Below are 26,837 nucleotides of genomic sequence, written 5' to 3' on the forward strand. Positions count from 1 at the left end.
CCTTTTCCAGCCTTTAAAGGCAAAAAAAACAACAGTGAAAGACCCGGAAAACCATAGCAATAACCATAATGCGTACCTTATATAGGTATGATTGGTTTCTTGGGGATATTGTTCATTACGCAAGAAGACGTAATAACTTTGGAATAAACTCTAAATAAAGCTGCTTAGTATGACAATCTTTCGACCTATTATAAAAAGTCGAATTAAAAGCACTTGGTAACTCGCCTCAAACTTTGTTAATTATCGACTTATTTATGAAAAAAGCAACGGAAATAATCCGTTGCTAAAAATGTTTGGAAGCCCTCACTTTTCAAAAGTGATCGATTTTTCTTAGAGATTGACGTTTGACATGCTAATCATTAATTGCTTTTACTCCTGGCAATTCTTTGCCTTCCATATACTCTAATAGTGCGCCACCGCCGGTAGAAACATAGCTTACGTCGTTTTCCATGCCAAACTTTGCAATTGCCGCAGCTGAATCACCGCCTCCAATAAGGGAAAACGCGCCGTTATTTTTAGTAGCGGCAACTACCGCTTCCGCCACTGCTTTGGTACCAATTTCGAAACTTTCCATCTCAAAAACGCCCATAGGACCATTCCAAAGTAACGTTTTTGAATTTTTAATTACGTCTGAAAACAGTTGGATTGTTTTCGAGCCAATGTCTAATCCCATCCAATCGGCTGGGATTTTACCAGATTCAACTTCGTCTTTATCAGCATTATTGTCGAACTTGTCTGCAATAACTGTGTCAACAGGAAGCAATAACTGAACGCCTTTTTCTTTTGCTTTTTGAATCAGCTCTAACGCCAAATCTTGCTTATCTGCTTCAAGCAACGACGTTCCAATTTCTCCTCCTTGCGCCCGCGCGAAAGTATACGCCATTCCGCCGCCGATAATCAAGTTATCTACCTTATCGAGTAATTTCTCGATGAGCAAAATCTTATCTGACACCTTCGCACCGCCCATAATAGCAGTAAAAGGACGTTCCGGATGATTTAAGACTTTATCTGCATTCTCTACTTCTGACGCCATTAGATAACCGAAATATTTTGCTTTTGGAAAAAACTGTGCAATAACCGAGGTTGAGGCATGGGCGCGATGGGCTGTTCCGAACGCATCATTCACGTAAACATCGCCAAGTTTTGATAATTTCTCTGCAAAAGCTAAGTCACCCTTTTCTTCTTCTGGATAAAAACGAAGGTTTTCTAATAAAAGCACTTCACCGGGGAAAAGATTTGCAGCCAATTTAGTTGCGCTTTCTCCAACGCAATCGTCCGCAAATTTAACCTCTATATCTAACATCCTAGAAAGATCCCCAAGAATGTGTTTTAATGAAAACTCATTTACAGGACCGTTTTTTGGCCTGCCTAAATGGGACATAAGAATTACCGACCCGCCATCATCAAGAATTTTTTCAATGGTAGGCAATGCTGCACGCATTCTCTTATCATCGGTTATGTTGAAACTTTTATCTAAGGGTACATTAAAATCTACCCTCACTAAAGCTTTGTGATTTGCAAAGTTAAACTGGTCTATCGTTTTCATTTCGTTCTAAAAATTTAGTTTTTTATATTATTTGTGCGAGCAGATCACTGGGAGTCAAAAATATCAAACTCGTCGATAATACTGATTATTTGGCCGAAACTCCAATTTGCCGCACTTTTAATTCGACCAAATATAATCTACTTTTATGGGTTTTAACAAACTTATTCCACACTAGGCAAGATCAAAACCAAAATTTATAGGTAAGAATTTAGCGCTGATAGGTTTCCAAAAATTAGATATAAGACAAATTATTTTTAAATAAAAAACAATAATTCTAGAGAAAACGTCAGACTTCTTTAAAGCATGAGAGGCTGTGTTCACCAAAAATATGAAAACCTTAAAACTATTGAACGACTAGAAGCACTTGAGAAAGCAAAATTGTTCTCTGGCTTGTTGAAATTGGCTATTGAGCCACCGACGGAAACTTTAACCGTTGGATGGATCTTTCTACTGCAATTTTTTTAACGATATCAATTAACCTACTGCTGTATCCATATTCATTATCATACCAGCCGACCACTTTTACCAATGTTCCAATTATAGAGGTGAGTTGTGCGTCGAAGATACATGAATGTGGATTATTGATGACGTCTATGGATACAATTGGGTCTTCAGTATATTCTAAAATTTCTTTCATCTTTCCATCTGCGGCGTTTTTAAATGCGGCATTTATTTCCGCTACCGTTGCAAGAGTATGAAGCAAACAGGTGAAATCTGTGAGCGAACCATTTAAGACCGGCACACGAATACCCGCTCCTCCCAAAAAACCCTCTAACGAAGGGAAAATCCGAGTAATGGCCTTTGCTGCCCCAGTTGTTGTTGGAATAATAGAAGATGAAGCAGCTCGAGCCCTGCGCAAATCTTTGTGATTCGCATCGTGCAGATTTTGATCCCCAGTCATTGAATGGATGGTAGTGATGTAACCCTCTTTCACACCCCAATTTTCATTTAATACTTTAATTATCGGAGCGATGTTGTTTGTGGTACAACTTGCATTAGAGAGAATTTGGGCGTTAAGATCTACTTTATCTTCATTTACACCGAGCACAAGCATTGGGATTTCTTCCGCAGCGGGTGCAGATAACAATACCTGTTTTGCACCTGCTTTTATATGTTTTGATGCTGCCTCTTTTGTTAAATATCTTCCCGTGCAATCTATAACTAAGTCGATGTTAAGTTTTTGCCAAGGCAAATCTTCGGCATCCTTAATGGAAAATACAGCAATTATCTTATTGTCAATTAACAGTGCGTCGGTTTGGGAGGAAACTGACGCTTTAAAAACGCCATGCACACTATCGTACTTTAACAAGTGAGCCATCGTTTTAGCGTCACTTAAGTCGTTAATAGCTACCACATCTATCTTGTTTTGGAGCGCTAGCCGTAAAAATGTGCGTCCTATTCTACCAAAACCATTAATCGCAATTCTCATATCTTTTCCTTTTTGGTCTATAGCGTACTACTTCTAAATCTCTTTTAATCTGGTTTTTCGCTTCAAAGCCAACGTTATTCCAAAATTAAACAAAGCGCAGGTAATAATCATCAAACACATAAGCATAAAATTGCCCAAGTTTTGAAGTAAAAACACCAAGGTGACAAACAGCGCATTAAAAACGACCAATATAAAAACAATGCGCGTTGTCGTAAACCCTAACCGCCCTAACCTGTGGTGCATATGATTTCGATCTCCCCGAAAGGGAGAATGCCTGTTTAGAATCCGAACGGTAAATATTCTAAGCGAATCAAAAATTGGCACAATGAGAATTGATACCGCAATAGCAGGTGCGGCATCATACATTGGCGTTTTTGCCAATTCCACTTTGTTCAACTCTATAAATTTTATGGCCAACACAGAAGTTATCAGGCCAATTATTAAGGACCCAGCATCGCCCATAAAAATTTTTGCAGGACTCCAGTTAAATTTTAGAAAGCCCAACATTGTACCAAATAAAGTAAAAGAAATTAGGGCATACGAAGCTTGGTGCAGGGTAGCAAACAAAATACCGAAACAAACAGAAACCAATAGACCTACGCTTGCTGCCAATCCGTCGATGCCATCGATTAAATTAAAAATGTTGCTCAAGAAAATAATTAGTAATACGGAAAAAAGACAACCCCATAAATGACTAACCTCCCCAATATTCAATACACCATAAAGGCTTTTTAAATGATAGCCTCCAAAAAAAACGAGCAAAACTGATACGCCGATTTGTAAGAAAAGCTTTATGTTTAAACTTGCACCGTGCAGATCATCCTTTAATCCTAAAGCTCCGAGAATAAAACAGGAGACAAGTAAAAAGTTGACCCTTTCTGAGTGAATCCAGAGCGAAAAAAACAAAACGGTTATGGTAAAACTCGCAAAAATTGCTACTCCGCCTAATCTGGATATGAACCCTTTATGGTCTTTTCTGTGGAGATCTAAGCGATCAAAAAGATTGTATTTTACTGAAAATGAAATGATTGTAGGTACAATAACCCTTACTATTGCTCCAGCCATAAGAATGGCAAAACAATAAAAAAACTCAGGACTTGTTTTTAGCAATTCTTGGAACAAACTTGCAATTTTATAACCTAATATAGTAAACAGACTTATTTTGAGTGTTAAGGTACAAATGTTAACTAAAATATTGGCCTAACTTGGTTATTTTTTTCAGCAAAAGTACATAGAGCGGTAAAGGAACTTTGTTAGTAAGTAGTGCCTTATAATCGTTTTTGAAAGCAGAAAATCGACTAAGAATGGTTCTATTGCTTAACCCACCCTGGCGCATTTTAATCATTAAAAACGGCAAGTATTTACAGGTAATCCTATGGGTATACAGGTAACGGAGGATAAAATCGTAGTCGGCGGCGGTGCCATAATTCAAAGAATAGTTGCCGTATTGATTTAATATTGACTTTCTTATGTACATGGTTGGATGCGCAGGCATCCAACCATGCGCTAATTCCTTATAATTAATTTGTTTCGACCGCCAGCGTCTTAAAATCTTTTGAGTTTTTGGATGGATGTAATCTAAATCACCATAAATACAGTTTATTCCGGGATTATTTTCAAATGCAGTAACAACTCGAGCGATGACTTTATCATCGGCCAACATGTCGTCTGAGTTTAGCAATCCAATAACATCGCCTCCTGCAATTTGCAACCCCTTATTCACAGCATCATACAGACCTAGATCGGGTTCTGAAATAACGCTAGTTATCGAGCGCAGATGGTGCGCAATGATGTCTGCAGTATGGTCTGTAGAATTTCCATCAACCAAAATGTATTCTATTTCCTTATGTGTTTGTGAAGAAACCGAGGAAATACAATCTGCTAGATAAGCTTCTCCGTTAAATACAGCCGTTATGATAGATACCTTCATTTAATTAGGCTGAATTTGTCGTTCTAAAGTTCCTTTTACATTTTAAAGTTAAAAATATTTCGCACAACAGATACACAATTTAGCTTAACCCTTCCATTTTGATGTGTTCAAAACGGATAGATGCCTGCAATATTTACACCCAATTTACTTACTTTTGCGACTGATTATGATTATAGAAAACAAATTTGCCAGGGAAAGCTTTACCATTATGAACGAATTGGTACTGCCCAATGACACCAATACTCTAAATAATTTAATGGGAGGAAGGTTGCTTCATTGGATGGACATTGCAGCTGCAATTTCGGCTCAAAAACATTGTAATAGAATAGTGGTAACAGCATCAGTGGATAATGTCTCATTTAGAAACCCAATAAAACTCGGCGACGTAATAACAATCGAAGCCAAAGTAAGTAGGGCTTTTAATACTTCGATGGAAGTACGGCTGGAAGTTTGGGCAGAAAACATCCCGACCGGAGAGCGGAAAAAAAGCAACGAAGCCTATTATACTTTTGTGGCCATTAACCAGAATGATGAAACACTTAAAGTTCCAGAAGCCATTCCAGAAAGTGAAGAAGAGCAAGAACTTTACGCTGGAGCGCTACGTAGAAGGCAACTGAGACTCGTATTGGGCGGTAAAATGCAGGCAAAAGATGCAACAGAACTAAAAGCTTTGTTTCTAGAAGTTTAAAACTATTTTCATTTTTTTTAGTTGCTAGTCAAGTTTCTATTTAAATTACGGGTTAACAAAAGATTAAAATATGTCTACGTACACCACACTTATTATCTTAAGCGGCTTAGTTATATTTTCTTATCTGTTTGATTTGTTTGCCAGTAAAACCAAAATACCGTCTGTTGTATTATTGCTTTTACTTGGTATCGGGTTAAGAGTTTTAGTAGACAGCTTAAATTTTAAGACCTTCGATTTTTCTTCCATCTTACCAACTTTAGGTACGGTTGGATTAATTTTAATTGTATTTGAAGGTTCTCTAGAACTCAAATACGATAAAGAAAAGAATAAGCTGATTAGGACTGCTTTTTTTTCGGCGCTACTTATCTTATTGGTAACAGTTACCATTATAACCCTTATTATTTATCAGATAAGTCACCGAGACTTATACACGTGTATTGCAAATGCCATTCCTTTCAGCGTAATCAGCTCTTCGATCGCTATTCCGTCTGCAGCAGCATTGGGTAAGAAAGGGAAGGAGTTTGTCGTGTATGAATCTTCTTTTTCAGACATTTTAGGGATTGTGGCTTTTAATTTTGCAATTTCAAACCCTTCTTTAACTACCTCTTCTTTTATTAGTTTGGGCCTGAGTACATTACTTATTCTGCTCTTATCCGCAATTGCCTGCGTAGTTTTGCTGTATGCGATGGGCAAGCTTGTTCATCACGTTAAGTTTTTCCTAATCATTTCTATTTTAGTATTGCTTTATGCCATCGGACAATCTTATCACTTATCTGCACTTATTCTAATCCTAAGCACAGGCCTATTTCTAAATAATGCAGATTCGATACGTAATGCTTGGTTTAAATCAATTTTAATTTACAAAAACTTAGATGTAGACATTTCACAACTATATCAACTTTCTGCAGAAAGCGCCTTTATTTTACGCACTTTCTTTTTCGTAATATTTGGTTTCACCATGAATATTTACGAATTGAACAATGGCGTAGTACTCGCAAACGGATTCTTTATTCTGGCAACCATCTATACCGTTCGATTTATTTTGTTGAGGTTTATTAAAGAAGGAGATCCAATTCCTATTTTGTATTTAGCACCTCGTGGATTGATCAGTGTTTTACTTTATTATAATTTACCCGATAGCCTAAAGATCGACGGAGTAGGCACTTCCTTTCTATTTTTGGTCGTACTCGGAAGCAGCGTTATTATGTCACTGGGGTTGCTCTTCAGTAAGAGAAAAATTGAAGCTCAACAAGCGGCTACAGGATAAAGAAGAAGATACTCGGCATTTTTAAAATCGCCGGTAAAGGAAGACTAGGTTTTAATCTTTTCAGTTTGAGAAAACTCTTACATTGAGCGAGTTTCTATTGTCAGCTTCCCATTTCTAGAATTTTGTCAAACTCTTCTGCTTTTAAGGGCATAACAGATAATCTGCCTTGACGTACTAATGAAATGTCTTTTAAACTTTCCTCCACTTTAATTTGAGCTAGCGTGACAGGATTTTTTAAACTTTCTACAGGTACAATGTCAACTACAACCCAATTTTGATCATCCGTCGTTGGGTCTTGATAAGCCTCTTTAACGACTTTTGCGATGCCGACTACATTTTTACCTTCATTGCTGTGATAAAACAGCACTAAATCGCCTTCTCTCATAGATCGCAAGTTATTCCTAGCTTGATAGTTACGTACGCCGTCCCAAAAGGTTCTACCGTCTTTGTTAAATTGTTCCCAACTGTATTTAAACGGTTCTGATTTTACAAGCCAATGATTCATGGTTTAGGATTTAGGGTTTAGGGTTTAGGGTTTAGGGTTTAGGGTTTAGGGTTTAGGGTTTAGTTGCAACTCATACAAAACAAATTTGTTTTGAAATATAAAAAATCTAGTGCACCATTTTAAAAATCATTTCCTTAAGCAAGTCGCCTTGTTCTGTATTTCCGGTGGAATCTAACCCTTTGCTTTTCAAATCGTATGCTCTTAAGTAACCAATAATATCAAACACTTTTTGTGTAGGATAATTTTTAGCCGCCACCTCATAATCTCGAATAAAAAAAGGTGGAATACCAAGTTCTGAGGCTGCGTTGCCTTTATTCGACAAGTAATGGTATTTCAAAATTTTTGAGAAATAACTGTACAGATTTCCGAAAATGAGAGGAAGCGGATTAGCTTTAGGATTGTCGGCAAAATAATTGATGATCTGGTTGCATTTAAAAACGTTTCGAACCGCCAACGCTTTTTGCAATTCGAACACATTGTAATCTTTGCTAATTCCAATATTTCTTTGAACCAGATCTGAATTGATTATCTGACCATGAGAAACATTTAGCATCAATTTCTCTATTTCCTTCGCCATTTTAGACAGATCTGATCCTAAATATTCTGCCAACAGCGCAGCTGCTTGCTGATCAATTGCATAGCCTTTCGACTTTACAAAATCGTCTATCCATGGAGCAAGTTTATAATCTTTAACCGCATCAGATTGAAAAACCAATCCGCTTTTAACAATGGCTTTATAGATTTTTTTACGCTTATCGAAATTACTGTATTTGAAAGCTAAGATTAATACGGTGCTTGGTAATGGTTTCTCGAAATAGTTTAAGGCTATCTCAGCATCTTTTCCTTCATCTTTCGCCCACTTCATATCCTGGGCTTCCTTAACCAAAATAACCTGATAATCGCTCATCATTGGATAGCGCTTCGCCGCACCTATTACGGTAGCCATGTCTGTGTCTTTTCCGTAAAAAATGCTTTGGTTAAAGCCTTTTTCTGCTTCGCTTAATAGGTTATCCTCAATAAAATCGCTAACCAAATCGATATAGTAAGCTTCTTCTCCATGAAGCAGATACACAGGTTTTATGTTGCGATTTTTTATGTCTCTTATAATATCTCCTGCGGCCATGGTTGGTAAAATTACAATTTAGCTTTTAGGATTTTAAGTTTTAAGCGAAATGTTTATGCACAAATGGTAACTTTGGAATCGAAAACATGTTCAGTCCAATTCCACTCAATCTTCCTCCCTATCCATTTAGAATAACCCAAAAGGATAATCAGGTGTTTATTTTCGATGAACTGCGAAAAAAGCATTTAGTGCTCACCCCAGAAGAATGGGTAAGACAACATTTTATCCAACATTTAATTGCTCAGCATAAATTTCCAAAGACGTTGATAAACATAGAAGGTGGACTTGTGGTAAACCAACTGCAAAAACGAAGCGATATTTTAGTGTTTAACACCAACGGAGAAAAACTGATGCTTATAGAATGCAAAGCGCCAAAAGTTAAGATTAATGAAAAAGTATTCGCTCAAGCGTTGCGGTACAACTCTATCCACCAAGCACCATGGATTGTCCTAACAAACGGTTTACAGCATGTTTTCGCAAAATTAAACCTACTTTCTGGAGAAGCCGTTTTTGTGGAAGAATTACCTGAATATACGAAGCTATAATCGGAAAGGTGCTAATTATAGCATCAATGAAAGATTAAATTTAATTTTATTTGGGCGTGTCCCTGCGGGCCGGGCTATCCGCTATAAGTCCTCGCTCGTTCCTCGCTGTGGGCTTCCGCTGCTATCCCTCACGCAAAACCTTACCTGAAGCTTAACCTTGTTGTCAATCTTATGCTTAATTTTTTAATAAGCTTGAGCCACTAAATTGGATGTTAAGGATGTTTTGGGCGTGCCCCTGCGGGTCGCGCTATCCATTACAATCTTTTGCTCCCCAAACCCCAAAGAGGCCCTTTAGGCAAAAGATTTTCATTGCTATCCCTCACGCAAAAGCCGATCGAGTTTAAGAACGGTATTTAGTATTTAGTATTTAGTATTTAGAAAGAAACGCAAGTAGTCAGTAAAAACGTTCTTCTTTGAAACAATTTATTACATCTTTCGAAACGCAAACACCCAACCTCTTAACTTATAACCCCTACCCACCTAACCCCTCTAAACTCTAAGCTTCTAACCCTTTAAGGTTTTCCTCGATAATCTTAATCTTCGCTTCTGCATCTGCCTGCTTATTTCGTTCGTTTGCAATGATCTCTGGCTTTGCATTTTGCACAAAGCGTTCATTACTTAACTTTACATTTACAGATTTTAGAAATCCCTGCAAATAAACTAAGTCTGCTTGCAAGCGGGCTTTCTCTTCTTCCACATTTATATTTTCCAATAGCGGAATAAAGAACTCATCTTTACCAGCCATAAAGGCAGTTGCTCCTGTTAATTTATCCGTTATAATTTCTACGGTTGAAACATTTGCTAGTTTAGAAATAACGGCAATCCAGTTTGAATAGGTCAAATCAGAATTTACCTTTATGCTGAGCACCAATCCTTCTTTTGGCGATATCTGTTTTTGGTTACGCACATTTCTAATTTCGCCAATAACCGTTTTGATAACTTCGGCTTCTTTTAAAAGCGCTTCATCTATTTCTCCTACTTCCGGAAAATTTGCAACGATGCAACATTCCATTTCGCCTCGAGCTGCAAACAAATCATCATGCCACAATTCTTCGGTAATAAAAGGCATATTAGGGTGTAACAGTTTGATGATTTTTTCGAAAAAGCCAACAGTAGCTTCAAAACTTGCTTTATCAATTGGTTGTTGATAAGCAGGTTTAACCATTTCCAAATACCAAGCGCAGAAATCATCCCACACTAATTTATAAGTAATTAGCAACGCTTCTGATAGACGGTATTGTTTAAAGTTGGCCTCTATTTCTATCAAAGCCTCGTTAAATCTACTTTCAAACCACGCAATCGCCTGCTCATTGGGGTTTTCTAAATTCTCATCAACTTCCCAGCCTTTCACCAAACGGAAAGCATTCCAAATCTTACTTGCAAAATTTCTGCCCTGTTCGCAGTAACTTTCATCAAACATTAAATCGTTTCCTGCGGGAGACGACATGAGCATTCCTACACGAACTGCATCAGCTCCATATTTTTCCATTAACTCAATTGGATCTGGAGAGTTGCCCAAAGACTTAGACATCTTTCTACCTTGTTTATCCCGTACAATTCCCGTAAGATAAACATTGGTAAAAGGCTTCTTCCCCATAAATTCATGTCCCGCCATAATCATCCTAGCGACCCAAAAGAACAAAATTTCTGGAGCAGTAACCAAATCGTTGGTTGGATAATAATAGTTGATATCCTTATTATCGGGATTTTTAAATCCATCAAAAACCGAAATCGGCCATAACCAAGACGAAAACCAAGTATCCATTACATCCTCATCTTGACGGATAAAGCCAGCTAACTGAGCTTTAAAACCTAGTTTCTCTGATTCAGCTCCACCATTTATTAAAAGCTTTTTCTTCCAAAATTCTTCTAATGCTTCCTCTTTGGTTTTGGCAACAACCCAGTCGCCTTTTTCATCGTACCAAGCCGGAATGCGTTGTCCCCACCACAACTGTCGCGATATATTCCAGTCGCGCACATTCTCCATCCAATGTTTATAAGTGTTCTCAAACTTATTGGGAATAAGATTTACTTCTCCATTTCTAACATCATCGAGGGCCGGTTGCGCCAATTCTTTCATCTTTACAAACCATTGCATAGAAAGCTTTGGTTCTATGGCGGCATCGGTACGTTCAGAAAACCCAACCTGAGATTTATAATCTTCAACTTTATCCAGACGACCTGCCTCATCAAGCATTTTAGCAATTTTCTTCCTTGCTACAAAACGATCTTCACCAACTAAAATAACCGCCAACTCATTTAAGGTTCCATCGTCGTTTAAAATATCTATCACTGGTAGCTTGTGCTTTACACCAAGCTCGTAGTCATTTAGATCATGTGCGGGCGTAACTTTTAAACACCCTGTTCCAAATTCAATATCAACATATTCATCTTCAATAACCGGAATCTCATGATTTACTAACGGAACATAAACCGTCTTACCTTTTAAATGTCTAAAACGATCATCATTTGGGTTAATGCAAATTGCAGCATCTGCCATAATGGTTTCCGGACGAGTGGTTGCAACAACGAGGTAGTCGGAGGTAGGAAAGGTTGAAGGTTGAGGGTTTACGGTTGAGGGTTGAAGGTCTTGCCCCTTTTGCCTTTCGCCTTTTACCTCATACCTTATATAGTATAGCTTCTGATTGACCTCTTTTCTTATCACTTCCTCGTCAGAAACAGCTGTTTTTCCTTTTGGATCCCAGTTAACCATACGGATACCACGGTAGATGAGACCTTTTTTATGCAAGTGGATGAATGCATCAATCACAGCTGCAGAAAGATCTTGTTCCATAGTAAAACGAGTTCGATCCCAATCGCAGCTAGCCCCTAATTTCTTCAACTGCTCTAGAATAATACCGCCGTATTTTTCCTTCCATTCCCAAGCATAGCTAAGAAATTCCTCCCGAGATAGATCTTTTTTATCAATTCCTTTTTCCTTCAACATCGCCACCACTTTTGCCTCGGTAGCAATAGAAGCATGATCTGTACCAGGCACCCAACAGGCATTTTTTCCCTGCATCCGCGCCTTCCGAATCAACACATCTTGAATGGTATTGTTAAGCATGTGGCCCATGTGGAGCACACCGGTAACGTTTGGGGGTGGAATTACAATGGTATATGGTTCGCGTTCGTCAGGTTCTGAATGAAAAAACTTCTTGGATAGCCAATAGCTATACCATTTATCTTCTGTTTCTACTGGGTTGTACTTGGTGGAAATGCTCATCTGAAATGTTATGAAAAGGCAAAAATAGCTTTTTTGATGGAGAACTGAGATGTGAGATGTGAGATTTGAGACTTTACACTCTTAGTCTTTAGTATTCAGACATTAGTATTTAGAACCGCCAAGCGGCCAAAAGCCGTAACGCTCCATCGGAGTGGCCGAATTCATAGCGATGGGTTTCAACCCGTCGCAACAATCAAAATACATTCCTATTACCAATCAACTAATTTCTATCCCCTAAAACCCAAACAAAAAAAGCCTTGCAAATAAATGCAAGGCTTTTGTAAAATGTATAAGAGATGTTTACTCTACAACAACCTCGAAAGGAACTTGCACTTTAACCTCTTTGTGTAAATTCAAATTGGCAACATATTCGCCAATAAATTTAGGTTCGGTTTCAAAAGTAATCCTACGACGATCTACCTCGAAGCCTTTAGCCTTTAATGCTTCAGCAATTTGGATGGTGTTTACCGCTCCAAAAATCTTTCCACTTTCACCAGCTTTGGCACCGATAGTAAGCTTCACATCTGTTAAACGTTCTGCTATACCTTCAGCATCTTTCTTAATCTTATCTTGTTTAAAAGCAGCTTGTTTCAGGTTTTCTGCCAACACCTTCTTTGCAGAAATAGTTGCCAAATGACCAAAACCCTGAGGGATTAAATAATTACGACCATAACCAGGTTTTACCGTAACTAAATCATCTTTTTCGCCTAGGCCTTTAATATCTTGTTTTAATATAATTTCCATATCTCTTAGCCTCCTATTTTAATTGATCTGCAACGTAAGGCAACAAACCAATGTGGCGAGCGCGTTTAACTGCTTGAGCCACTTTACGTTGAAATTTTAATGAAGTACCTGTTAAACGTCTTGGCAATAATTTACCTTGCTCGTTTATAAATTTCATTAAAAAATTTGCATCCTTATAATCGATGTACTTGATGCCATTTTTCTTAAAACGGCAATATTTCTTACGGTTGTCCTCTACTTTAGGGGCGGTAACGTATTGTATTTGTTCTCTTGCCATTACGATGCTACCTCCTTAGTTTTCTTGTTAAAAGCACCACTACGCTTCTTTTCATTGTAAGCAATGGCATGTTTATCTAACCTTACGGTTAAAAATCTCAACACTCGCTCATCGCGTTTTAATTGAAGCTCTAATTTGCCGATCAATTCACCGTCTGCTTTATACTCGGTTAAATTGAAAAATCCGTTTGTCTTCTTTTCAATCGGATACGCTAATTTTCTCAAACCCCAACTATCTTCTTGGATAATTTCGGCTCCGCTATCAGTAATGATACCTACAAATTTGGCCATGGCCTCTTTTGCAGCTTCGTCTGATAACAACGGGGTTAGAACGATAACAGTTTCGTACTGATTCATTGTTAATTGATTGATTATTTGTTTATTCCCGATACAATTCGGGCTGCAAATGTAGCGATAATTTTGGTAAAATCAAATTGATTTGAAAAGGTTAATAACAAGGTTGAGGCCAGATTATGACCTAAGTAAAAAGCCGAAAGCAGGCACTTGAAAGCACAAGCACCGTCATTCCTAGCCAAAAAGGAATATTTTTTTGTCAAAATAAAAAGCATTAGAAAACGAAAATCACTGCAATAAACCTCCTGCAGCCCCGTGTTTTGCTGTAGGTTTATTTTTTCCAAACAAAAAATCAACGCTGCCGCTGCACCCGGGTTTAGAAACAAAAGCTTCTGCAACCCAACCGAAAACCTTGCAACGCCGCTAAATAATTCGACAGATATTTTTTACTTTTATAAAAATATAAATAAAATGGCAACGGTAAACACCTACCTAACTTTTAACGGCAATTGCGAAGCCGCTTTTAAATTTTATCAAAGTGCTTTTGGTGGCGAATTAGCAGATTTCAATCGGTTTGGAGACATGCCTGCGCAAGTAGACGAACCCGAATTATCAGCTAAAGATAAAAACAAAATTATGCACGTTAATTTGCCGATTAGCAAAGAAACTACCCTTTTTGGCAGTGATGTTATAGACGGTTTTGGGCCGAAACTAATTTCCGGAAACAATTTTTCTATTTCTATCGGTGCAAACTCTAAAGAAGAAGCCGACGATTTATTTACAAAATTATCAGCAGAGGGCAAAATTACAATGCCTTTAGCAGACACTTTCTGGGGCGCTTATTTTGGTATGTGGACAGATCAATTCGGTATTAATTGGATGATAAATTATGATAAACCAGGAAAATAGGTTATAGGTGAGAGGTGATAGCAAAGAAGTCTAACTATATTCTAAATTTCTTATAGACGTATTTCGCGTTAACGATCGCCGCGACATCCTTTTCTCGGCTTTTATTTTCCGAGAAAAGATATAGCAGAGCGCGTGTTAAAACGCCCAAATTATTTTTCTTTATTGCATTGCCCCGAAGACAAAAAGTCTTCGTAAATGGTATAAAACATTGCTTTGACTTCATTTTTCAACAACATTTGTCTCACTTACATTTCTACTCCATAAAAATTTCTTAATTTCGTACCGATGGAAAACTTTATTGTTTCAGCGCGCAAATATAGACCAGCAACGTTCGAAACCGTTGTGGGTCAGCAACATATTACAGGAACGCTAAAGAACGCAATTAAGAACAACCAACTGGCGCAGGCATTTTTGTTCTGCGGACCGCGGGGTGTGGGCAAAACTACATGCGCTAGAATTTTGGCAAAAACCATCAATTGTACCAATTTAAGTGCAGATGTAGAAGCTTGTGGTAAATGCGAGAACTGCTTATCCTTTCAAAATGGCAATTCATTTAATGTACATGAATTAGATGCCGCTTCTAACAACTCGGTAGATGACATTCGGAGTTTAATTGAACAAGTGCGCATCCCACCGCAAGCAGGAAAATATAAGATCTACATCATAGATGAGGTGCACATGCTCTCTGCAAGCGCATTTAATGCATTTCTAAAAACGTTAGAAGAACCGCCTTCTTATGCTATTTTTATATTAGCCACCACAGAAAAGCACAAAATTTTACCTACCATTCTTTCTAGATGCCAAATCTTTGACTTTAATAGGATTCAGGTAGATGATATTTCGCGTCATTTGGCGCGAATAGCCGAAAGAGAAAATATTGGTTTTGACGCAGACGGACTTCACATCATCGCCCAAAAAGCTGACGGAGGTTTGCGTGATGCACTTTCGATGTTCGATCAGATTGCTAGTTATTCTAATAAACAGATTACCTATAACGCGGTTATAGAAAACTTAAACATTTTAGACTACGACTATTTCTTTAAGTTAACCGATTATCTAAACCAATCTGCAGTGAGTGCAACATTGTTGCTGTTCGATGAAATTTTGAATAATGGTTTTGATGGAAATAACTTCATAAACGGATTGGCAAGCCATTTTAGGAATTTGATGGTGAGTAAAGATCCGGCAACTGTGAAGTTGTTGGAAGTAAGTGAAAACATAAAAAAACGCTATTTGCAACAATCACAGGAAACCGAGCTTTCGTTTTTGTTAACCGCCTTAAATTTGGCTAACAATTGCGACCTCAGTTATAAAACATCAAAAAATCAGCGGTTGCAAGTAGAGTTGGCCTTAATTAAAATGTGCCACATAAAAGAAGCCGTTAAACTGGCGCAACAATCCTTTTCTAACACACAAAAATCGGCAGATCAAGATCCGGATAAAAAAAAAACGATTGACGTAAGTGAGGCGGAGGCCAAGATTGGAATTGGTGTGGAGAAACCAAATACGAAAGTCCAGAGCGAAATTGAGGCCCATCCGAATATAGAGAATCTTAAGACTAAAGCACAGAGCGAAAGTGAGAATGAGGCGAATACTAAAGGAATACAGATTATAAAAGAAGCCGACGACAGGAACGGCTATTCAAGCAACTCTATAAAAATCAATAAACAATCTAACGCGGTCAGTACGCTAATTCCATCACTTACAGATTTGGAAAGAGTTGCGCACGGTGATGAAGTTGAGGAAGCAAAAAAAATTACCGGCGAAACCAGAAATCCATTTACCGTCGAAAGACTTTTTGAGGTTTGGAGCACTTACGCTACCCAATTAAAAACCGACAATAAAATTAATCTTTATACCATTTTAAATAGTTTTCCACCCGTACTGAAGGAACAGCATTTAATAGAAATTTTTGTAGAAAGTAAAACGCAGGAAGAAATGGTTCAGCAGGATTCCATAGAACTGCTTAACTATTTGCGAAATACATTAGATAACTTCGGAATAGAAATTTGTTATAAACGAAGCGAAAGAAAAGAAGAAAATCGCCTGTACGGCAACAGAGAAAAGTATGATTATCTAGTAGCCAAAAACCCAAAATTGGAAGAAATGCGCCGAAAATTTAACTTGGATGTGAGTCCTTAAGCACATCATCTTTGCGAGGTACGAATTTTAACAAAAAGGTCCCCAAACTGAAATTTCAGTTTGGGGACCTTTTTGTTATCTTAATAATTAATTTTTATTCCTTAGTTTTTTGATCATTTTTTGGATAACCTTCCTCATCAAGATCATCTCTATCGTCTTCTGGCGTGTGCGCAAGCGCTTCATCCTTTTTACCCACTTTTACACTTTGTCCGCTGTCTACATGCATCCCCAGCGACTCTAACTCGTCGTCGGCAATTTCAGCTTTGTCAGCATATTCGTCTCCGATGTATGGATTGGAATTGTCATAGGTAGAATCGTCGTCTTTTGCCCCCTGAGCTACAGTCTCATAGCCCATCGGATGATCGTACTCCTTATTCTCTCCAGTTACATCAAGCTCATAACTTTGCTTGTGTTCGTCGAACGCCAAATTTTCCTTATTTACCTCACCGTTTTCTGTAGTGCTTTTTAGCTTATCTTGCGCCTGTTTACTTGCATCGTTTTCCATAACAAAATGTTCTAGTTTTGATTGATAAACAGCCGATATACCGTTTGGTTTTAAAAACATTTTTTCAATCTTGGCGATGTATCAGGCCTAAATAAAAAAATCTCTCATTTACAACCGTGCAACTGCCGCATTAAAGGTTTTACTTGGTCGCATTGCATTACTGCCAAGCGTATCATCTGGATTGTAGTAGCCACCAATATCTTGGGGTTTCCCTTGAGCACCTATCAATTCTGAGGAAATTTTAGCTTCATTTTCTCCCAAGAATTTTGCAAAATCAGTAAATTTCTGTTGCAGATCTGAATCTTTCACCTGCGATGCAAGCGCTTCCGCCCAGTAAAGTGCTAAATAAAAATGCGATCCACGGTTGTCTATCTCCCCTACTTTACGCGCAGGAGATTTGTCGTTTTCTAAAAACTTATCTGTTGCATTGTCCAAACATTCTGCCAACACCAATGCTTTCGGATTGTCTTGTGTTTGACCCAAATGTTCTAGCGATGCCGCTAAAGCCAAAAACTCACCGAGCGAATCCCAACGAAGATAACCTTCTTGTAAAAATTGCTCAATATGTTTTGGAGCAGAGCCTCCCGCACCTGTTTCAAACAGTCCGCCTCCATTCATTAAAGGAACAATTGACAGCATTTTTGCCGAAGTACCAAGTTCTAAAATCGGGAATAAATCTGTCAGATAATCCCGTAAAACATTGCCGGTAACCGAAATGGTATCTAATCCCCTACGCAGTCTTTCTAACGTAAATTTAGTTGCCGCTATGGGCGATAAAATGCGAATGTCTAAACCTTCGGTATCGAGTTGAGGCAAATACAAGTTTACTTTTGTAATCATCTCCCTGTCATGCGCACGGTTTTCATCCAACCAAAAAACAGCGGGAGTATTGGATAATCTCGAACGGTTTACTGCCAATTTTACCCAATCTTGAATCGGTGCATCTTTTGCCTGGCACATCCGAAAAATATCACCTTTAGCTACTTTCTGATCAAAAAACACCAGCCCGTCTGCATCGCTTACTTGGATCGTGCCATCGCCTTTTGCTTGAAAAGTTTTATCATGTGAGCCATATTCTTCTGCTTTTTGCGCCATTAAACCAACGTTTGGAACTGAGCCAATGGTGGTTACATCAAAAGCGCCGTTTGCTTTACAATCGTCTATGGTGGCGGTATAAATTCCTGCATAACATCTATCTGGAATCAATGCGATGGTATCTTGCAGTTTTCCCGCAGCATTCCACATCTGGCCAGAACTCCTAATCATTGCTGGCATAGATGCATCTACAATCACATCAGATGGTACGTGCAAATTGGTAATTCCTTTATCAGAATTTACCATCGCCAATGCCGCACTACCAGAAGCCTCAGCGGCAAGCGCATCAATGACCTCCTGTTCTTGTGCGTTGCCTTTTATTTTGGCATATACATCGCCCAATCCATTGCTTGTATCTACGCCGAGGGTTTTAAATAGGTCTTGATATTTGGTAAAAACGTTTTTATAATACACTTCTACAATGGCCCCAAAAATAATCGGATCAGAAACCTTCATCATCGTAGCTTTTAAATGCGCTGACAATAATACCCCTTCTTTTTTTGCTTCCGCGATTTCTTCTGCCACGAAATCTTTCAAGGCAGAAATGCTCAACGCAGAACAATCTATTACTTCACCAGCTTTAAGTGGCGCGAGTTTTTTTAAATTTTCTACCTTCCCATCGGCAGCAATAAAATCTATTTTATATTGAGTAGCTTCTTTAACCGTTAATGATTTCTCCGAACCATAAAAATCGTGATCAGACATGCTCGCCACTTTTGTCTTAGAATCTGCCGACCAAATGCCCATGCTGTGTGGATGAGCTTTTGCATAATTTTTGACCGCACGCGGCGCTCTGCGATCCGAATTGCCTTCTCTCAACACCGGATTTACCGCAGAACCTAAAACCTTGCTATATTTTGCCTTTGTCTTTACTTCTTCATCGCTTTGCGCATTTTCCGGATAATCCGGAATTTTATATCCCTGCGATTGAAGCTCGCCAATCGCAGCTTTCAACTGCGGGATGGACGCAGAAATATTTGGTAACTTTATAATATTAGCTTCCGGAGTGGTCGCCAATGCGCCCAATTCTGCCAACGCATCTCCTACTTTTTGATCGTCCGTTAGCTGATCAGAAAAATTAGCCAAAATTCTACCTGCTAAAGAGATATCTCTGCTTTCTACATCGATATTTGCGTGAGCCGTGAATGCCTGTATGATGGGAAGCAACGAATAAGTGGCCAACATTGGAGCCTCGTCAGTTTTAGTGTAAATTATTTTTGCTGGATTTGACATTTAGTTTGAATTATATGAAATGTAAAAAAAATGATTTTACCTGTTTTAAAGCCTTAAATCGGCTAAAGATAATGGAAATCGGCTAAATTTTGGACATTAGCGCGTTAATTGTTGCGCTAACCACAAATCGGAGCGCAGAAATTAGGCGTTTACCTTAAAAATAGATCCTAAAAGTTCTCGGCGTTTGATAATGCTTTTTCGGAAAATAACAAAGCTGAATCTTGTTTCGTACTGATATTTTAATACTCGTAAGAAAAAAAGATCCCAATTTTACAGCAGACGTACTGCGCCAAAGCCTGCCGCATTACCTCTTTCACTCGCCGAAAACTTAACATTATGATAAAATTGTTTAACTTATCTTTAAAAAAAATCAACATGCGTAATATAATCATCGGTCTAGCCTCCCTAATTTTAACCTCATGTACGGTCATGCAGAATAAAACAATGTTTCATAAAAATGTAGTTGTGGCCCACCGAGGTGCTTGGAAAGCATTAGGATTGCCTCAAAACTCTATCGCTTCCTTAAAACAGGCTATAAAACTTGGCTGCCGAGGTTCTGAGTTTGATGTTAGAATGACCTCAGACGATAGTTTGGTCATCAACCATGACCCACATTATAACAACTTAGAAATCGAGAAAACTACTTTTGCCGAACTGCGCAAATTTAAATTGAGCAATGGCGAAGATTTCCCTACCCTGCAGGATTACCTTGCTGCAGGTCTAATAAATAATTCTGGCACCATGCTGGTTTGCGAAATAAAACCCACCGATGGCGGTGCAGAAAGAGCAGATCGGCTAGCAAGTAAAGTGGTGCAAATGGTAAAAGCCCTTCACGCGCAAAAATTGGTTGGCTACATTAGTTTCGATTATAACATCGTTAAAAAAGTACATCAGCTAGATCCAAAAGCAACTACTCAGTATTTAGAAGCCGACAAAACGCCAGATGAAATCGCGGCGGACGGACTGACAGGTGTAGATTACTATTTTACGGCCTTTCAGAAAAATACAAATTGGATCGACATGGCCAAAAAGAAGGGAATCACCTTAAACGCATGGACGGTAAATAATCCAGAAGATATGGATAGATTGTTAAAAGATGGATTTGATTTTATAACCACCAATGAGCCTGAATTACTTTTAACGAAGGAAAAAGCGCTTAAAAAGTAAAATTGTCAACTTTCCACAAACTTTTAATATCAAATCCGCTTACTAGCGTATGCAATTAAAATTAACACGCTTTTTATTTATTTTTATCTTCTACTTCTCGATTTTCGGAACAGTTTGCGCCCAGACCCTTCCGGTCGATTCTGCAAAAAAGCTTGATGAAGTAACGGTAAAAGGATATTACAGTCAACAACCTCTTATTCGTTCTACTGCTGCCGTTAGTCTATTAGACAGCACTGCGCTTAAAAATCAAAACCCGGCTTCGTTGGTTGGCACCTTAAATACCGTTGCGGGTGTCCGAATGGAGGAGCGTTCTCCAGGAAGTTTCCGTTTGTCGTTGCGCGGCAGCTTGCTTCGTTCTCCTTTCGGGATAAGAGATGTAAAAATATACCTCGATGATTTCCCCTTGACTGATGCCGGAGGAAACACTTACCTCAACTTATTGGATTTTAATTCAATAGGGTCAATCGAGATTTACAAAGGGCCGGATGGAAGTACATTTGGCGCAAATACCGGTGGCGTGGTGCTTATCAACCCAAAACCTGTGCAACAAAATTCGACAGAAATTGGAATTTTAGGCGGATCTTATGGATTGTTCTCGCAACATGCCCACTTCCAACGGACACTCAAAAACTATCAATTCAGTATTTCAGAAGCCTATCAACGTAGCGATGGTTATAGGCAGAATAGCGCATTGGACAGGAAATTTATCCAAACCACACAACGTTGGCAATATAGCCCAAAAGCAAATCTCCATGCGCTCATTTTCTACAGCGATTTAAATTATCAAACGCCGGGCGGCTTAACATTGAGTCAATCTGAAGAAAATCCAAAATTGGCTAGGCAACCAACCAAAACGCTACCGGGCGCAGTAGCACAACAAGCCGCGATTTACAACAAAACCGTTTTCGCAGGGATATCTAACGCTTATCAGTTGAACAAGAATTTTAAACATGTGCTGGCTGTTTTCGGTTCTTACACAGATTTCAGAAATCCATTTATTACCAATTACGAAAAACGTTACGAAAATACAATTGGCTTAAGAACTTTCTTGGATTATACCAAATTGGCTCACAACAACCGAATAAATGCGCAGGTAGGCGTAGAAACTTCCAAAACAGGAAGTGAAATTAGAAACTTCGACAATAATAAAGGGGAACCTGCTGCTATCCAAGCTTTCGATCATTTGAAAGCTAGCCAAACTTTCGCTTTCGCAAAAATAAATATAGACCTAAGCAAAAAACTTCTAATGGAGCTTGCGAGCAGTTTAAATTTCTATCGGTACAGTTATGAAACGCTTGCTCCAATCTCCATCGCGAACCAAGAAAATACTTTTAAGCATCAATGGATGCCAAAAGCTGCCGCATCTTATTTGTTGACGAATGGACTGGCACTTCGCGCGACCGCTAGTCGTGGATATTCTACGCCAACCATTGCAGAAGTTCGGTCGTCTAATAACGAAATCAACGCCAATTTGCAGGCTGAATTCGGGTGGAATTACGAAACCGGGATCCGGTATCAGACTGAAAAACTGTATCTGAATGCAAATATATTTAGGTTTAATTTACAAGACGCCATTGTAAGGCGACTTGATGCGAATGGCAACGAGTTTTTTATAAATGCCGGCGGCACGCGTCAACAAGGTTTAGAGTTTGAAGGATCTTTTATATTGTTGAAAAAAGCCGATGGTTTTTTAAATATGTTAAAAGTAGCTGCTAGTTATACCTTAAGCGACTTTAAATTTACAGATTTTAGTGATGGCGAAAATAATTATGGTGCAAACCGCTTGACAGGAGTTCCTAAAAACGTTTGGGTAAACAGTGTTGATGCCCGTTTTAAAAAAGGCATTTACCTCTTTGTGCAATATAATTTTACAGATCACATACCGCTGAACGATGCAAATGCAGTGTATGCGAAAAGTTACCACCTGTTGGATGCCAAGATAGGCTTGCGAGGAAGAAAACTTTTTGGCAGTCGGTTAGATTTCTACGCAGGCGCAAACAACATCCTCAACCAAAAATATAGTTTGGGAAATGATTTAAATGCATTTGGCGGAAGATATTTCAATCCTTCGCCAACTGTTAATATTTACACCGGAATCAATCTGGCATTTTAATGAAAGCCTATGGGGCAATGATTAACTCGTAAGGCTAGTTTTTCGGCACAGTAGATGCTCTTTTATGCCATTACCAAAGTTTTTTTAGCATCCAGTTCTTATTATGAAAGTTTTGAAGGTTTCACTTATTTTAAAAGATGTCTTCTTAATGATTTCAGCTAACTTGCTGTTTTCTGATTCTTCGGCAGATCATTTCTGTACAAATGCACGTATAAGTAACTCCAGTGTGACTCAACCCAATAAAAAATGTTGGAAATTAATAACATTAAACCGCAAAGAAATTAAAATGTCGGAAACGCAAGAATGAGAAATATTTATGATTTTAAAAGCCGATTCATCAAAAGTAAGAGGCTTTGCGAGATGCAATAATTTTACTGGAAATTACCAATTGAAGCGGCATCAAAAAATTAGATTTTCGAATTTTGCGCTCGGAGAAAAAATCTGTAAGAGATCTTCACAAGAACTTTTGTTCATCAACTTATTAAAAAATTCAGAAGACTCTAAAACAAAGCAAGACACGTTTTGGTTATCGTCAAAAAACAACACTCTCACTAGGTTCGAAGCAGTCTATTTTTGAGTTCCGGATCGTTGCAACGTACAAAGCAATCTTCATCAATACAGCGATAATCTTGCCGCGTTGTGCTAAAAAAAAATAAATGAACATCACCACTTTCAAGTCTTTTAAAAGTAGAAATTACCGATTATTCTTTGCAGGTCAATCCATCTCGCTGATCGGCACTTGGATGCAAAAAACGGCCGTTAGCTGGATCATTTATTCTATTACCGGTTCAAAATTTATGCTTGGCGTGTCCGTCTTTGCAACACTTTTTCCTACTGCAATATTCTCACTTTATGGAGGCATCATCGCCGATAGGTACAACAGATATAGAGTACTGCTCATCACCCAAATCATCTCACTCGTTCAAGCAGTGTTACTCACCCTTGCAATCATTTTTTATAGGCAAGATGCCGTTTGGTGGATTATCGGCTTGAGCGTGATGCTTGGCATTATAAATGGCTTTGACGTACCCGCAAGACAATCTTTGGTACGCCAAATGGTGGATAAAGATGAAGATTTGCCGAACGCACTTGCGCTAAATTCTTCTATGGTAAATCTTTCCAAACTCATTGGACCCGCGTTGGCTGGCTTTATTTTAGAGCGCTTTGGAGAACAAGTTTGCTTCGGTTTAAATGCCATCAGCTTTAGTGCCGTTATTGTTTCCTTGTTATTTATGCGGTTGGATAAATCAAGAACCAAACCAGATACAAAGAGAAACCTAAGACAAGAATTTTCAGAGGCATACCAATACATTAAAAACACTGCAACCATCAGCTCGGTAATTATTTTTGCCGCAGTAATTAATTTATTCGCGCTCCCTTTTTCTACACTTACACCTGCCTTTGCCAAAGACGTTTTTCATGGCACAGCTTCAACTTTCGGGGTTATAGATGGCTTTGTAGGTTTGGGGGCATTTATAGGTGCGCTTTATTTAGCATCGCTAAAGCAAGGCACCGATCTAAGTAAAATTTTAGCTAGGAATACCTATATTTTCGGCAGCGGATTGATCGTATTCTCCTACACCACCTCTTTCCCGCTCGCACTCGCATTCCTAATATATACCTCATTTGGTATGATGGCCATTGTAACGCTTACCAATACCATTATTCAAATAATTGTACCACATGAGTTGCGAGGCAGGATTATTAGCGTTTTCGTAATGGTTCTTACTGCCATGGTTCCAATTGGAAGCCTGCTTGTAGGCACAGTGTCTCATTATTTCGGTGTTGAGGCAACCGTTTTCGCCGAGGGCATTATAACCATTATCGTGGCCTTCTTCTATTCTTCTTACCTCAAGAAACAGAAACTAAAATTATCAGAAACCCCTATTGTTATAAAAGCCGAAGAGAACGCGATTACACCCGCTTAATTATGCCTGTTTAATTTACCTCTTCTTTAAGCAGGATAGAAATAAATGCCTATGCTCATTTTAATGAAATCCATTTAATCACATATTTCGCGAAACTATAATTTAAATACCTTTAGAATTAAAGAAAAACGATCTAGGTAGACGGTTACTCGAACAAAATAAACCCATGAACATCTCCACTTTCAACTCCTTCAAAAGCCGAAATTACCGCTTATTCTTTGTGGGACAATCAGTTTCGCTAATAGGCACGTGGATGCAGAAGACGGCTGTAAGTTGGATTATTTATTCCATCACAGGTTCTAAATTTATGCTTGGTGTTTCGGTATTTGCAACGCTGTTTCCAACCGCAATTTTCTCCTTATATGGAGGCATCATCGCCGATAGATACAATAGGTATCGCTTGCTTCTGATTACCCAAATAGTATCTCTATTACAAGCTACTCTGCTTATGTTTGCCATTATTTTTTTTAGGCAAGATGCCGTTTGGTGGATTATTGCCCTTAGTGTACTGCTTGGTATCATCAACGGTTTCGATATTCCTGCCAGACAATCTTTGGTAAGACAAATGGTAGATAGAGTGGAAGATCTTCCAAATGCGCTTGCGCTAAACTCCTCTATGGTAAACTTATCTAAACTGATTGGTCCGGCAATCGCAGGATTTGTGCTAGAAAGTTTTGGAGCGCAAATTTGCTTTGGACTAAACGCCTTTAGTTTTTTGGCTGTAATTGTGTCTCTACTATTTATGCGCTTAGATAAATCTAGAACTAAACCAGGCATCAAAAGAAACCTAAGGAAAGAACTTTCTGAGGCTTACCAATATATAAAAAACACTACGACTATAAGCTCGTTAATAATGTTTGCAGCTGTGGTAAACCTCTTGGCACTGCCCTACTCAACACTTATGCCAGTGTTCGCAAAAGATATTTTTCATGGAACAGCGGCCACTTTTGGAGTTATAGAAGGATTTTTAGGTTTAGGCGCTTTAATAGGTGCACTTTACCTAGCCTCCCTTAAACAAGGAACTAATTTAGCCAAAATCCTTGCCCGAAACACTGCAATTCTTGGCATTGGCCTTTTGCTTTTTTCATATACCACCAATTATCCCCTTGCACTCGCATTTTTAGTATTCTCGGCATTCGGGATGATGGCCATACGCACCGTAACAAATACCATCATTCAATTGGTCGTTCCGCATGAGTTGCGGGGAAGAATTATCAGCGTATATATATTTGTGCTTACCGCAATGATGCCAATTGGCAGCTTGTTAGTTGGCGGAATTTCAAACTACATTGGTGTACAAGCTACGGTATTGGGCGAAGGAATTATTGCCATTATCGTCGCTGTATTTTATTGGCGTTACCTTAAAAAAGAGTCGCTTAAAGCATCGCAAATTCCAATTGCCGCAAACGCACAGATAACTTCGTCTTCTCCACTTTAAATCGGAAGCATCATCCTAAAAGAATGAATAAACTTCTCAACCACTGCCTTTGCCGTAAACATTCCCGCATAATATTTCTTGTAGCCAAAGCCAAGCAAAATGTTAGGAAGCAGCAATAAAACTCCCATATACCAACCAGAAGGAACTAAAATGGAGTGGAATAACATCACATTTAAACTTATTGGAAAAATAACAACCGCAGCAAATGGAGCAAATCGATTGGTCAGGAGCGACAGTCCGGCCACAATTTGAATCATTTTCATCATCGGATAAATATAGCCTACACCTTTTAATCCCGCAACTAGCGCTCCCATTACTCCTGTATGCATATGTTGATAAGGAATGAAGTGCAGGAAATAATCTAGTCCAAAAACGAGGTACAAAAAGCCAAGGATTAGGCGAGAAATTAATACGGTGAGTTTCATGAAAAAATATTGAATTTCAAAAATGGTTTTAAAACTTGAGTTTATCACCTTTTAAATAATAATTATTTGGGCGGTTGTTAAGGTTATTAAATTGTTTTTTAATGGCATTTATGAGCTCGCCAAGGGCTCGGTTTGTCTCTTTTTATCAAGAAAAAGAGACACGCCCCTGCTGCAGGAGAATGTGAGGACGGTCTACGCCACTTTTTAAACAGCAATTATTTGGGCGTTTTAACACGTGCTCCATTGTATCTTTAATTGGCTTAAAGGTGCCATTTAAAGATTCTGTGATGAATTCCAAATAATTTCTAT

General features: G+C 38.5%; 23 protein-coding genes. 10 read left to right on the forward strand and 13 right to left on the reverse strand.

Features of this window, described 5'->3' with window-relative positions:
• Positions 1-352 precede the first annotated feature (352 nt).
• From ACVWYG_RS18185 to ACVWYG_RS18200, 4 genes are all read right to left on the reverse strand, one after another.
• Positions 353-1,546, reverse strand: coding sequence for a phosphoglycerate kinase (locus ACVWYG_RS18185; protein ID WP_457272305.1), 1,194 nt, complete (start codon positions 1,544-1,546; stop codon positions 353-355).
• Positions 1,547-1,949: 403 nt separating this feature from the next.
• Entirely contained in the window at positions 1,950-2,975 is a 1,026-nt protein-coding gene (gene gap / locus ACVWYG_RS18190) for a type I glyceraldehyde-3-phosphate dehydrogenase (RefSeq protein ID WP_457272307.1), read from the reverse strand.
• Between the two features lie 33 nt (positions 2,976-3,008).
• Complete coding sequence (locus tag ACVWYG_RS18195; RefSeq protein ID WP_457272309.1) at positions 3,009-4,040, reverse strand: MraY family glycosyltransferase; 1,032 nt, start codon at positions 4,038-4,040, stop codon at positions 3,009-3,011.
• Positions 4,041-4,158: 118 nt separating this feature from the next.
• A complete protein-coding gene (locus ACVWYG_RS18200) occupies positions 4,159-4,905 on the reverse strand; it encodes a glycosyltransferase family 2 protein (RefSeq protein ID WP_457272311.1) in 747 nt (248 codons plus the stop codon).
• Positions 4,906-5,071: 166 nt separating this feature from the next.
• On the opposite strand from ACVWYG_RS18200, the gene ACVWYG_RS18205 reads away from it, so the two are divergent.
• Together ACVWYG_RS18205 and ACVWYG_RS18210 are read left to right on the forward strand one after the other, a co-directional pair.
• Positions 5,072-5,593 (forward strand): acyl-CoA thioesterase, encoded by a 522-nt coding sequence (locus tag ACVWYG_RS18205; RefSeq protein ID WP_457272312.1) that lies wholly within the window; start codon positions 5,072-5,074, stop codon positions 5,591-5,593.
• Between the two features lie 70 nt (positions 5,594-5,663).
• Positions 5,664-6,860, forward strand: a complete 1,197-nt coding sequence (locus ACVWYG_RS18210; RefSeq protein WP_457272314.1) for a sodium:proton antiporter — start codon at positions 5,664-5,666, stop codon at positions 6,858-6,860.
• A 100-nt stretch (positions 6,861-6,960) separates the two neighbouring features.
• Here ACVWYG_RS18210 and ACVWYG_RS18215 read toward each other — a convergent pair whose 3' ends face one another.
• Positions 6,961-7,365 carry an EVE domain-containing protein gene (locus tag ACVWYG_RS18215; protein ID WP_457272316.1) on the reverse strand — a complete coding sequence of 135 codons (405 nt, stop codon included), beginning with the start codon at positions 7,363-7,365 and terminating at the stop codon, positions 6,961-6,963.
• Between the two features lie 106 nt (positions 7,366-7,471).
• Complete coding sequence (holA, locus tag ACVWYG_RS18220; RefSeq protein WP_457272318.1) at positions 7,472-8,488, reverse strand: DNA polymerase III subunit delta; 1,017 nt, start codon at positions 8,486-8,488, stop codon at positions 7,472-7,474.
• Positions 8,489-8,574: 86 nt separating this feature from the next.
• Between holA and ACVWYG_RS18225 the strand changes: the two genes are divergently transcribed.
• Positions 8,575-9,033: a type I restriction enzyme HsdR N-terminal domain-containing protein gene (locus ACVWYG_RS18225; RefSeq protein ID WP_457272320.1), complete on the forward strand. Its 459-nt coding sequence runs from the start codon at positions 8,575-8,577 to the stop codon at positions 9,031-9,033.
• A gap of 496 nt (positions 9,034-9,529) precedes the next feature.
• Here the strand turns inward: ACVWYG_RS18225 and ACVWYG_RS18230 are convergent, their stop codons facing one another.
• From ACVWYG_RS18230 to rpsF, 4 genes are all read right to left on the reverse strand, one after another.
• Positions 9,530-12,259, reverse strand: coding sequence for a valine--tRNA ligase (locus ACVWYG_RS18230; protein WP_457272322.1), 2,730 nt, complete (start codon positions 12,257-12,259; stop codon positions 9,530-9,532).
• A gap of 300 nt (positions 12,260-12,559) precedes the next feature.
• On the reverse strand, positions 12,560-13,003 hold the full coding sequence (gene rplI / locus ACVWYG_RS18235; protein ID WP_457272324.1) for a 50S ribosomal protein L9: 444 nt from the start codon (positions 13,001-13,003) through the stop codon (positions 12,560-12,562).
• Positions 13,004-13,016: 13 nt separating this feature from the next.
• The gene (gene rpsR / locus ACVWYG_RS18240) at positions 13,017-13,280 is read right to left on the reverse strand and encodes a 30S ribosomal protein S18 (RefSeq protein WP_354356283.1); all 264 of its coding nucleotides are present in this window, start codon (positions 13,278-13,280) and stop codon (positions 13,017-13,019) included.
• Entirely contained in the window at positions 13,280-13,636 is a 357-nt protein-coding gene (rpsF, locus tag ACVWYG_RS18245; protein WP_457272327.1) for a 30S ribosomal protein S6, read from the reverse strand. Before rpsF ends, rpsR begins: the two co-directional genes overlap by 1 nt.
• Positions 13,637-14,044: 408 nt before the next feature.
• On the opposite strand from rpsF, the gene ACVWYG_RS18250 reads away from it, so the two are divergent.
• Both ACVWYG_RS18250 and ACVWYG_RS18255 read left to right on the forward strand, forming a co-directional pair.
• Complete coding sequence (locus ACVWYG_RS18250; RefSeq protein WP_457272329.1) at positions 14,045-14,482, forward strand: VOC family protein; 438 nt, start codon at positions 14,045-14,047, stop codon at positions 14,480-14,482.
• A gap of 285 nt (positions 14,483-14,767) precedes the next feature.
• Positions 14,768-16,624, forward strand: coding sequence for a DNA polymerase III subunit gamma/tau (locus ACVWYG_RS18255; RefSeq protein ID WP_457272331.1), 1,857 nt, complete (start codon positions 14,768-14,770; stop codon positions 16,622-16,624).
• 94 nt (positions 16,625-16,718) lie between these two features.
• Here the strand turns inward: ACVWYG_RS18255 and ACVWYG_RS18260 are convergent, their stop codons facing one another.
• Complete coding sequence (locus ACVWYG_RS18260) at positions 16,719-17,129, reverse strand: hypothetical protein (RefSeq protein WP_457272333.1); 411 nt, start codon at positions 17,127-17,129, stop codon at positions 16,719-16,721.
• A gap of 108 nt (positions 17,130-17,237) precedes the next feature.
• Positions 17,238-19,457, reverse strand: a complete 2,220-nt coding sequence (locus ACVWYG_RS18265; protein WP_457272335.1) for an NADP-dependent isocitrate dehydrogenase — start codon at positions 19,455-19,457, stop codon at positions 17,238-17,240.
• A 375-nt stretch (positions 19,458-19,832) separates the two neighbouring features.
• On the opposite strand from ACVWYG_RS18265, the gene ACVWYG_RS18270 reads away from it, so the two are divergent.
• From ACVWYG_RS18270 to ACVWYG_RS18290, 5 genes are all read left to right on the forward strand, one after another.
• Entirely contained in the window at positions 19,833-20,624 is a 792-nt protein-coding gene (locus ACVWYG_RS18270) for a glycerophosphodiester phosphodiesterase (protein WP_457272337.1), read from the forward strand.
• Positions 20,625-20,673: 49 nt separating this feature from the next.
• On the forward strand, positions 20,674-22,737 hold the full coding sequence (locus ACVWYG_RS18275) for a TonB-dependent receptor (RefSeq protein ID WP_457272339.1): 2,064 nt from the start codon (positions 20,674-20,676) through the stop codon (positions 22,735-22,737).
• Positions 22,738-23,053: 316 nt separating this feature from the next.
• Entirely contained in the window at positions 23,054-23,314 is a 261-nt protein-coding gene (locus ACVWYG_RS18280) for an META domain-containing protein (protein WP_457272340.1), read from the forward strand.
• A 79-nt stretch (positions 23,315-23,393) separates the two neighbouring features.
• Positions 23,394-24,665, forward strand: a complete 1,272-nt coding sequence (locus ACVWYG_RS18285) for an MFS transporter (protein WP_457272342.1) — start codon at positions 23,394-23,396, stop codon at positions 24,663-24,665.
• Between the two features lie 166 nt (positions 24,666-24,831).
• Complete coding sequence (locus tag ACVWYG_RS18290) at positions 24,832-26,103, forward strand: MFS transporter (protein WP_457272344.1); 1,272 nt, start codon at positions 24,832-24,834, stop codon at positions 26,101-26,103.
• Here the strand turns inward: ACVWYG_RS18290 and ACVWYG_RS18295 are convergent.
• Positions 26,100-26,528 (reverse strand): hypothetical protein, encoded by a 429-nt coding sequence (locus ACVWYG_RS18295; protein WP_457272346.1) that lies wholly within the window; start codon positions 26,526-26,528, stop codon positions 26,100-26,102. The two genes, ACVWYG_RS18290 and ACVWYG_RS18295, sit on opposite strands and share 4 nt — an antisense overlap.
• Between the last annotated feature and the right edge of the window lie 309 nt (positions 26,529-26,837).

The organism is Pedobacter sp. UYEF25 (assembly GCF_054061655.1).

Coding starts and splice junctions, on each gene's coding strand:
- ACVWYG_RS18185 (WP_457272305.1), bottom strand. CDS start 1,546: ATGAAAACGATAGACCAGTTTAACTTTGCAAATCACAAAGCTTTAGTG.
- gap (WP_457272307.1), bottom strand. CDS start 2,975: ATGAGAATTGCGATTAATGGTTTTGGTAGAATAGGACGCACATTTTTA.
- ACVWYG_RS18195 (WP_457272309.1), bottom strand. CDS start 4,040: ATGGCTGGAGCAATAGTAAGGGTTATTGTACCTACAATCATTTCATTT.
- ACVWYG_RS18200 (WP_457272311.1), bottom strand. CDS start 4,905: ATGAAGGTATCTATCATAACGGCTGTATTTAACGGAGAAGCTTATCTA.
- ACVWYG_RS18205 (WP_457272312.1), top strand. CDS start 5,072: ATGATTATAGAAAACAAATTTGCCAGGGAAAGCTTTACCATTATGAAC.
- ACVWYG_RS18210 (WP_457272314.1), top strand. CDS start 5,664: ATGTCTACGTACACCACACTTATTATCTTAAGCGGCTTAGTTATATTT.
- ACVWYG_RS18215 (WP_457272316.1), bottom strand. CDS start 7,365: ATGAATCATTGGCTTGTAAAATCAGAACCGTTTAAATACAGTTGGGAA.
- holA (WP_457272318.1), bottom strand. CDS start 8,488: ATGGCCGCAGGAGATATTATAAGAGACATAAAAAATCGCAACATAAAA.
- ACVWYG_RS18225 (WP_457272320.1), top strand. CDS start 8,575: ATGTTCAGTCCAATTCCACTCAATCTTCCTCCCTATCCATTTAGAATA.
- ACVWYG_RS18230 (WP_457272322.1), bottom strand. CDS start 12,259: ATGAGCATTTCCACCAAGTACAACCCAGTAGAAACAGAAGATAAATGG.
- rplI (WP_457272324.1), bottom strand. CDS start 13,003: ATGGAAATTATATTAAAACAAGATATTAAAGGCCTAGGCGAAAAAGAT.
- rpsR (WP_354356283.1), bottom strand. CDS start 13,280: ATGGCAAGAGAACAAATACAATACGTTACCGCCCCTAAAGTAGAGGAC.
- rpsF (WP_457272327.1), bottom strand. CDS start 13,636: ATGAATCAGTACGAAACTGTTATCGTTCTAACCCCGTTGTTATCAGAC.
- ACVWYG_RS18250 (WP_457272329.1), top strand. CDS start 14,045: ATGGCAACGGTAAACACCTACCTAACTTTTAACGGCAATTGCGAAGCC.
- ACVWYG_RS18255 (WP_457272331.1), top strand. CDS start 14,768: ATGGAAAACTTTATTGTTTCAGCGCGCAAATATAGACCAGCAACGTTC.
- ACVWYG_RS18260 (WP_457272333.1), bottom strand. CDS start 17,129: ATGGAAAACGATGCAAGTAAACAGGCGCAAGATAAGCTAAAAAGCACT.
- ACVWYG_RS18265 (WP_457272335.1), bottom strand. CDS start 19,457: ATGTCAAATCCAGCAAAAATAATTTACACTAAAACTGACGAGGCTCCA.
- ACVWYG_RS18270 (WP_457272337.1), top strand. CDS start 19,833: ATGCGTAATATAATCATCGGTCTAGCCTCCCTAATTTTAACCTCATGT.
- ACVWYG_RS18275 (WP_457272339.1), top strand. CDS start 20,674: ATGCAATTAAAATTAACACGCTTTTTATTTATTTTTATCTTCTACTTC.
- ACVWYG_RS18280 (WP_457272340.1), top strand. CDS start 23,054: ATGATTTTAAAAGCCGATTCATCAAAAGTAAGAGGCTTTGCGAGATGC.
- ACVWYG_RS18285 (WP_457272342.1), top strand. CDS start 23,394: ATGAACATCACCACTTTCAAGTCTTTTAAAAGTAGAAATTACCGATTA.
- ACVWYG_RS18290 (WP_457272344.1), top strand. CDS start 24,832: ATGAACATCTCCACTTTCAACTCCTTCAAAAGCCGAAATTACCGCTTA.
- ACVWYG_RS18295 (WP_457272346.1), bottom strand. CDS start 26,528: ATGAAACTCACCGTATTAATTTCTCGCCTAATCCTTGGCTTTTTGTAC.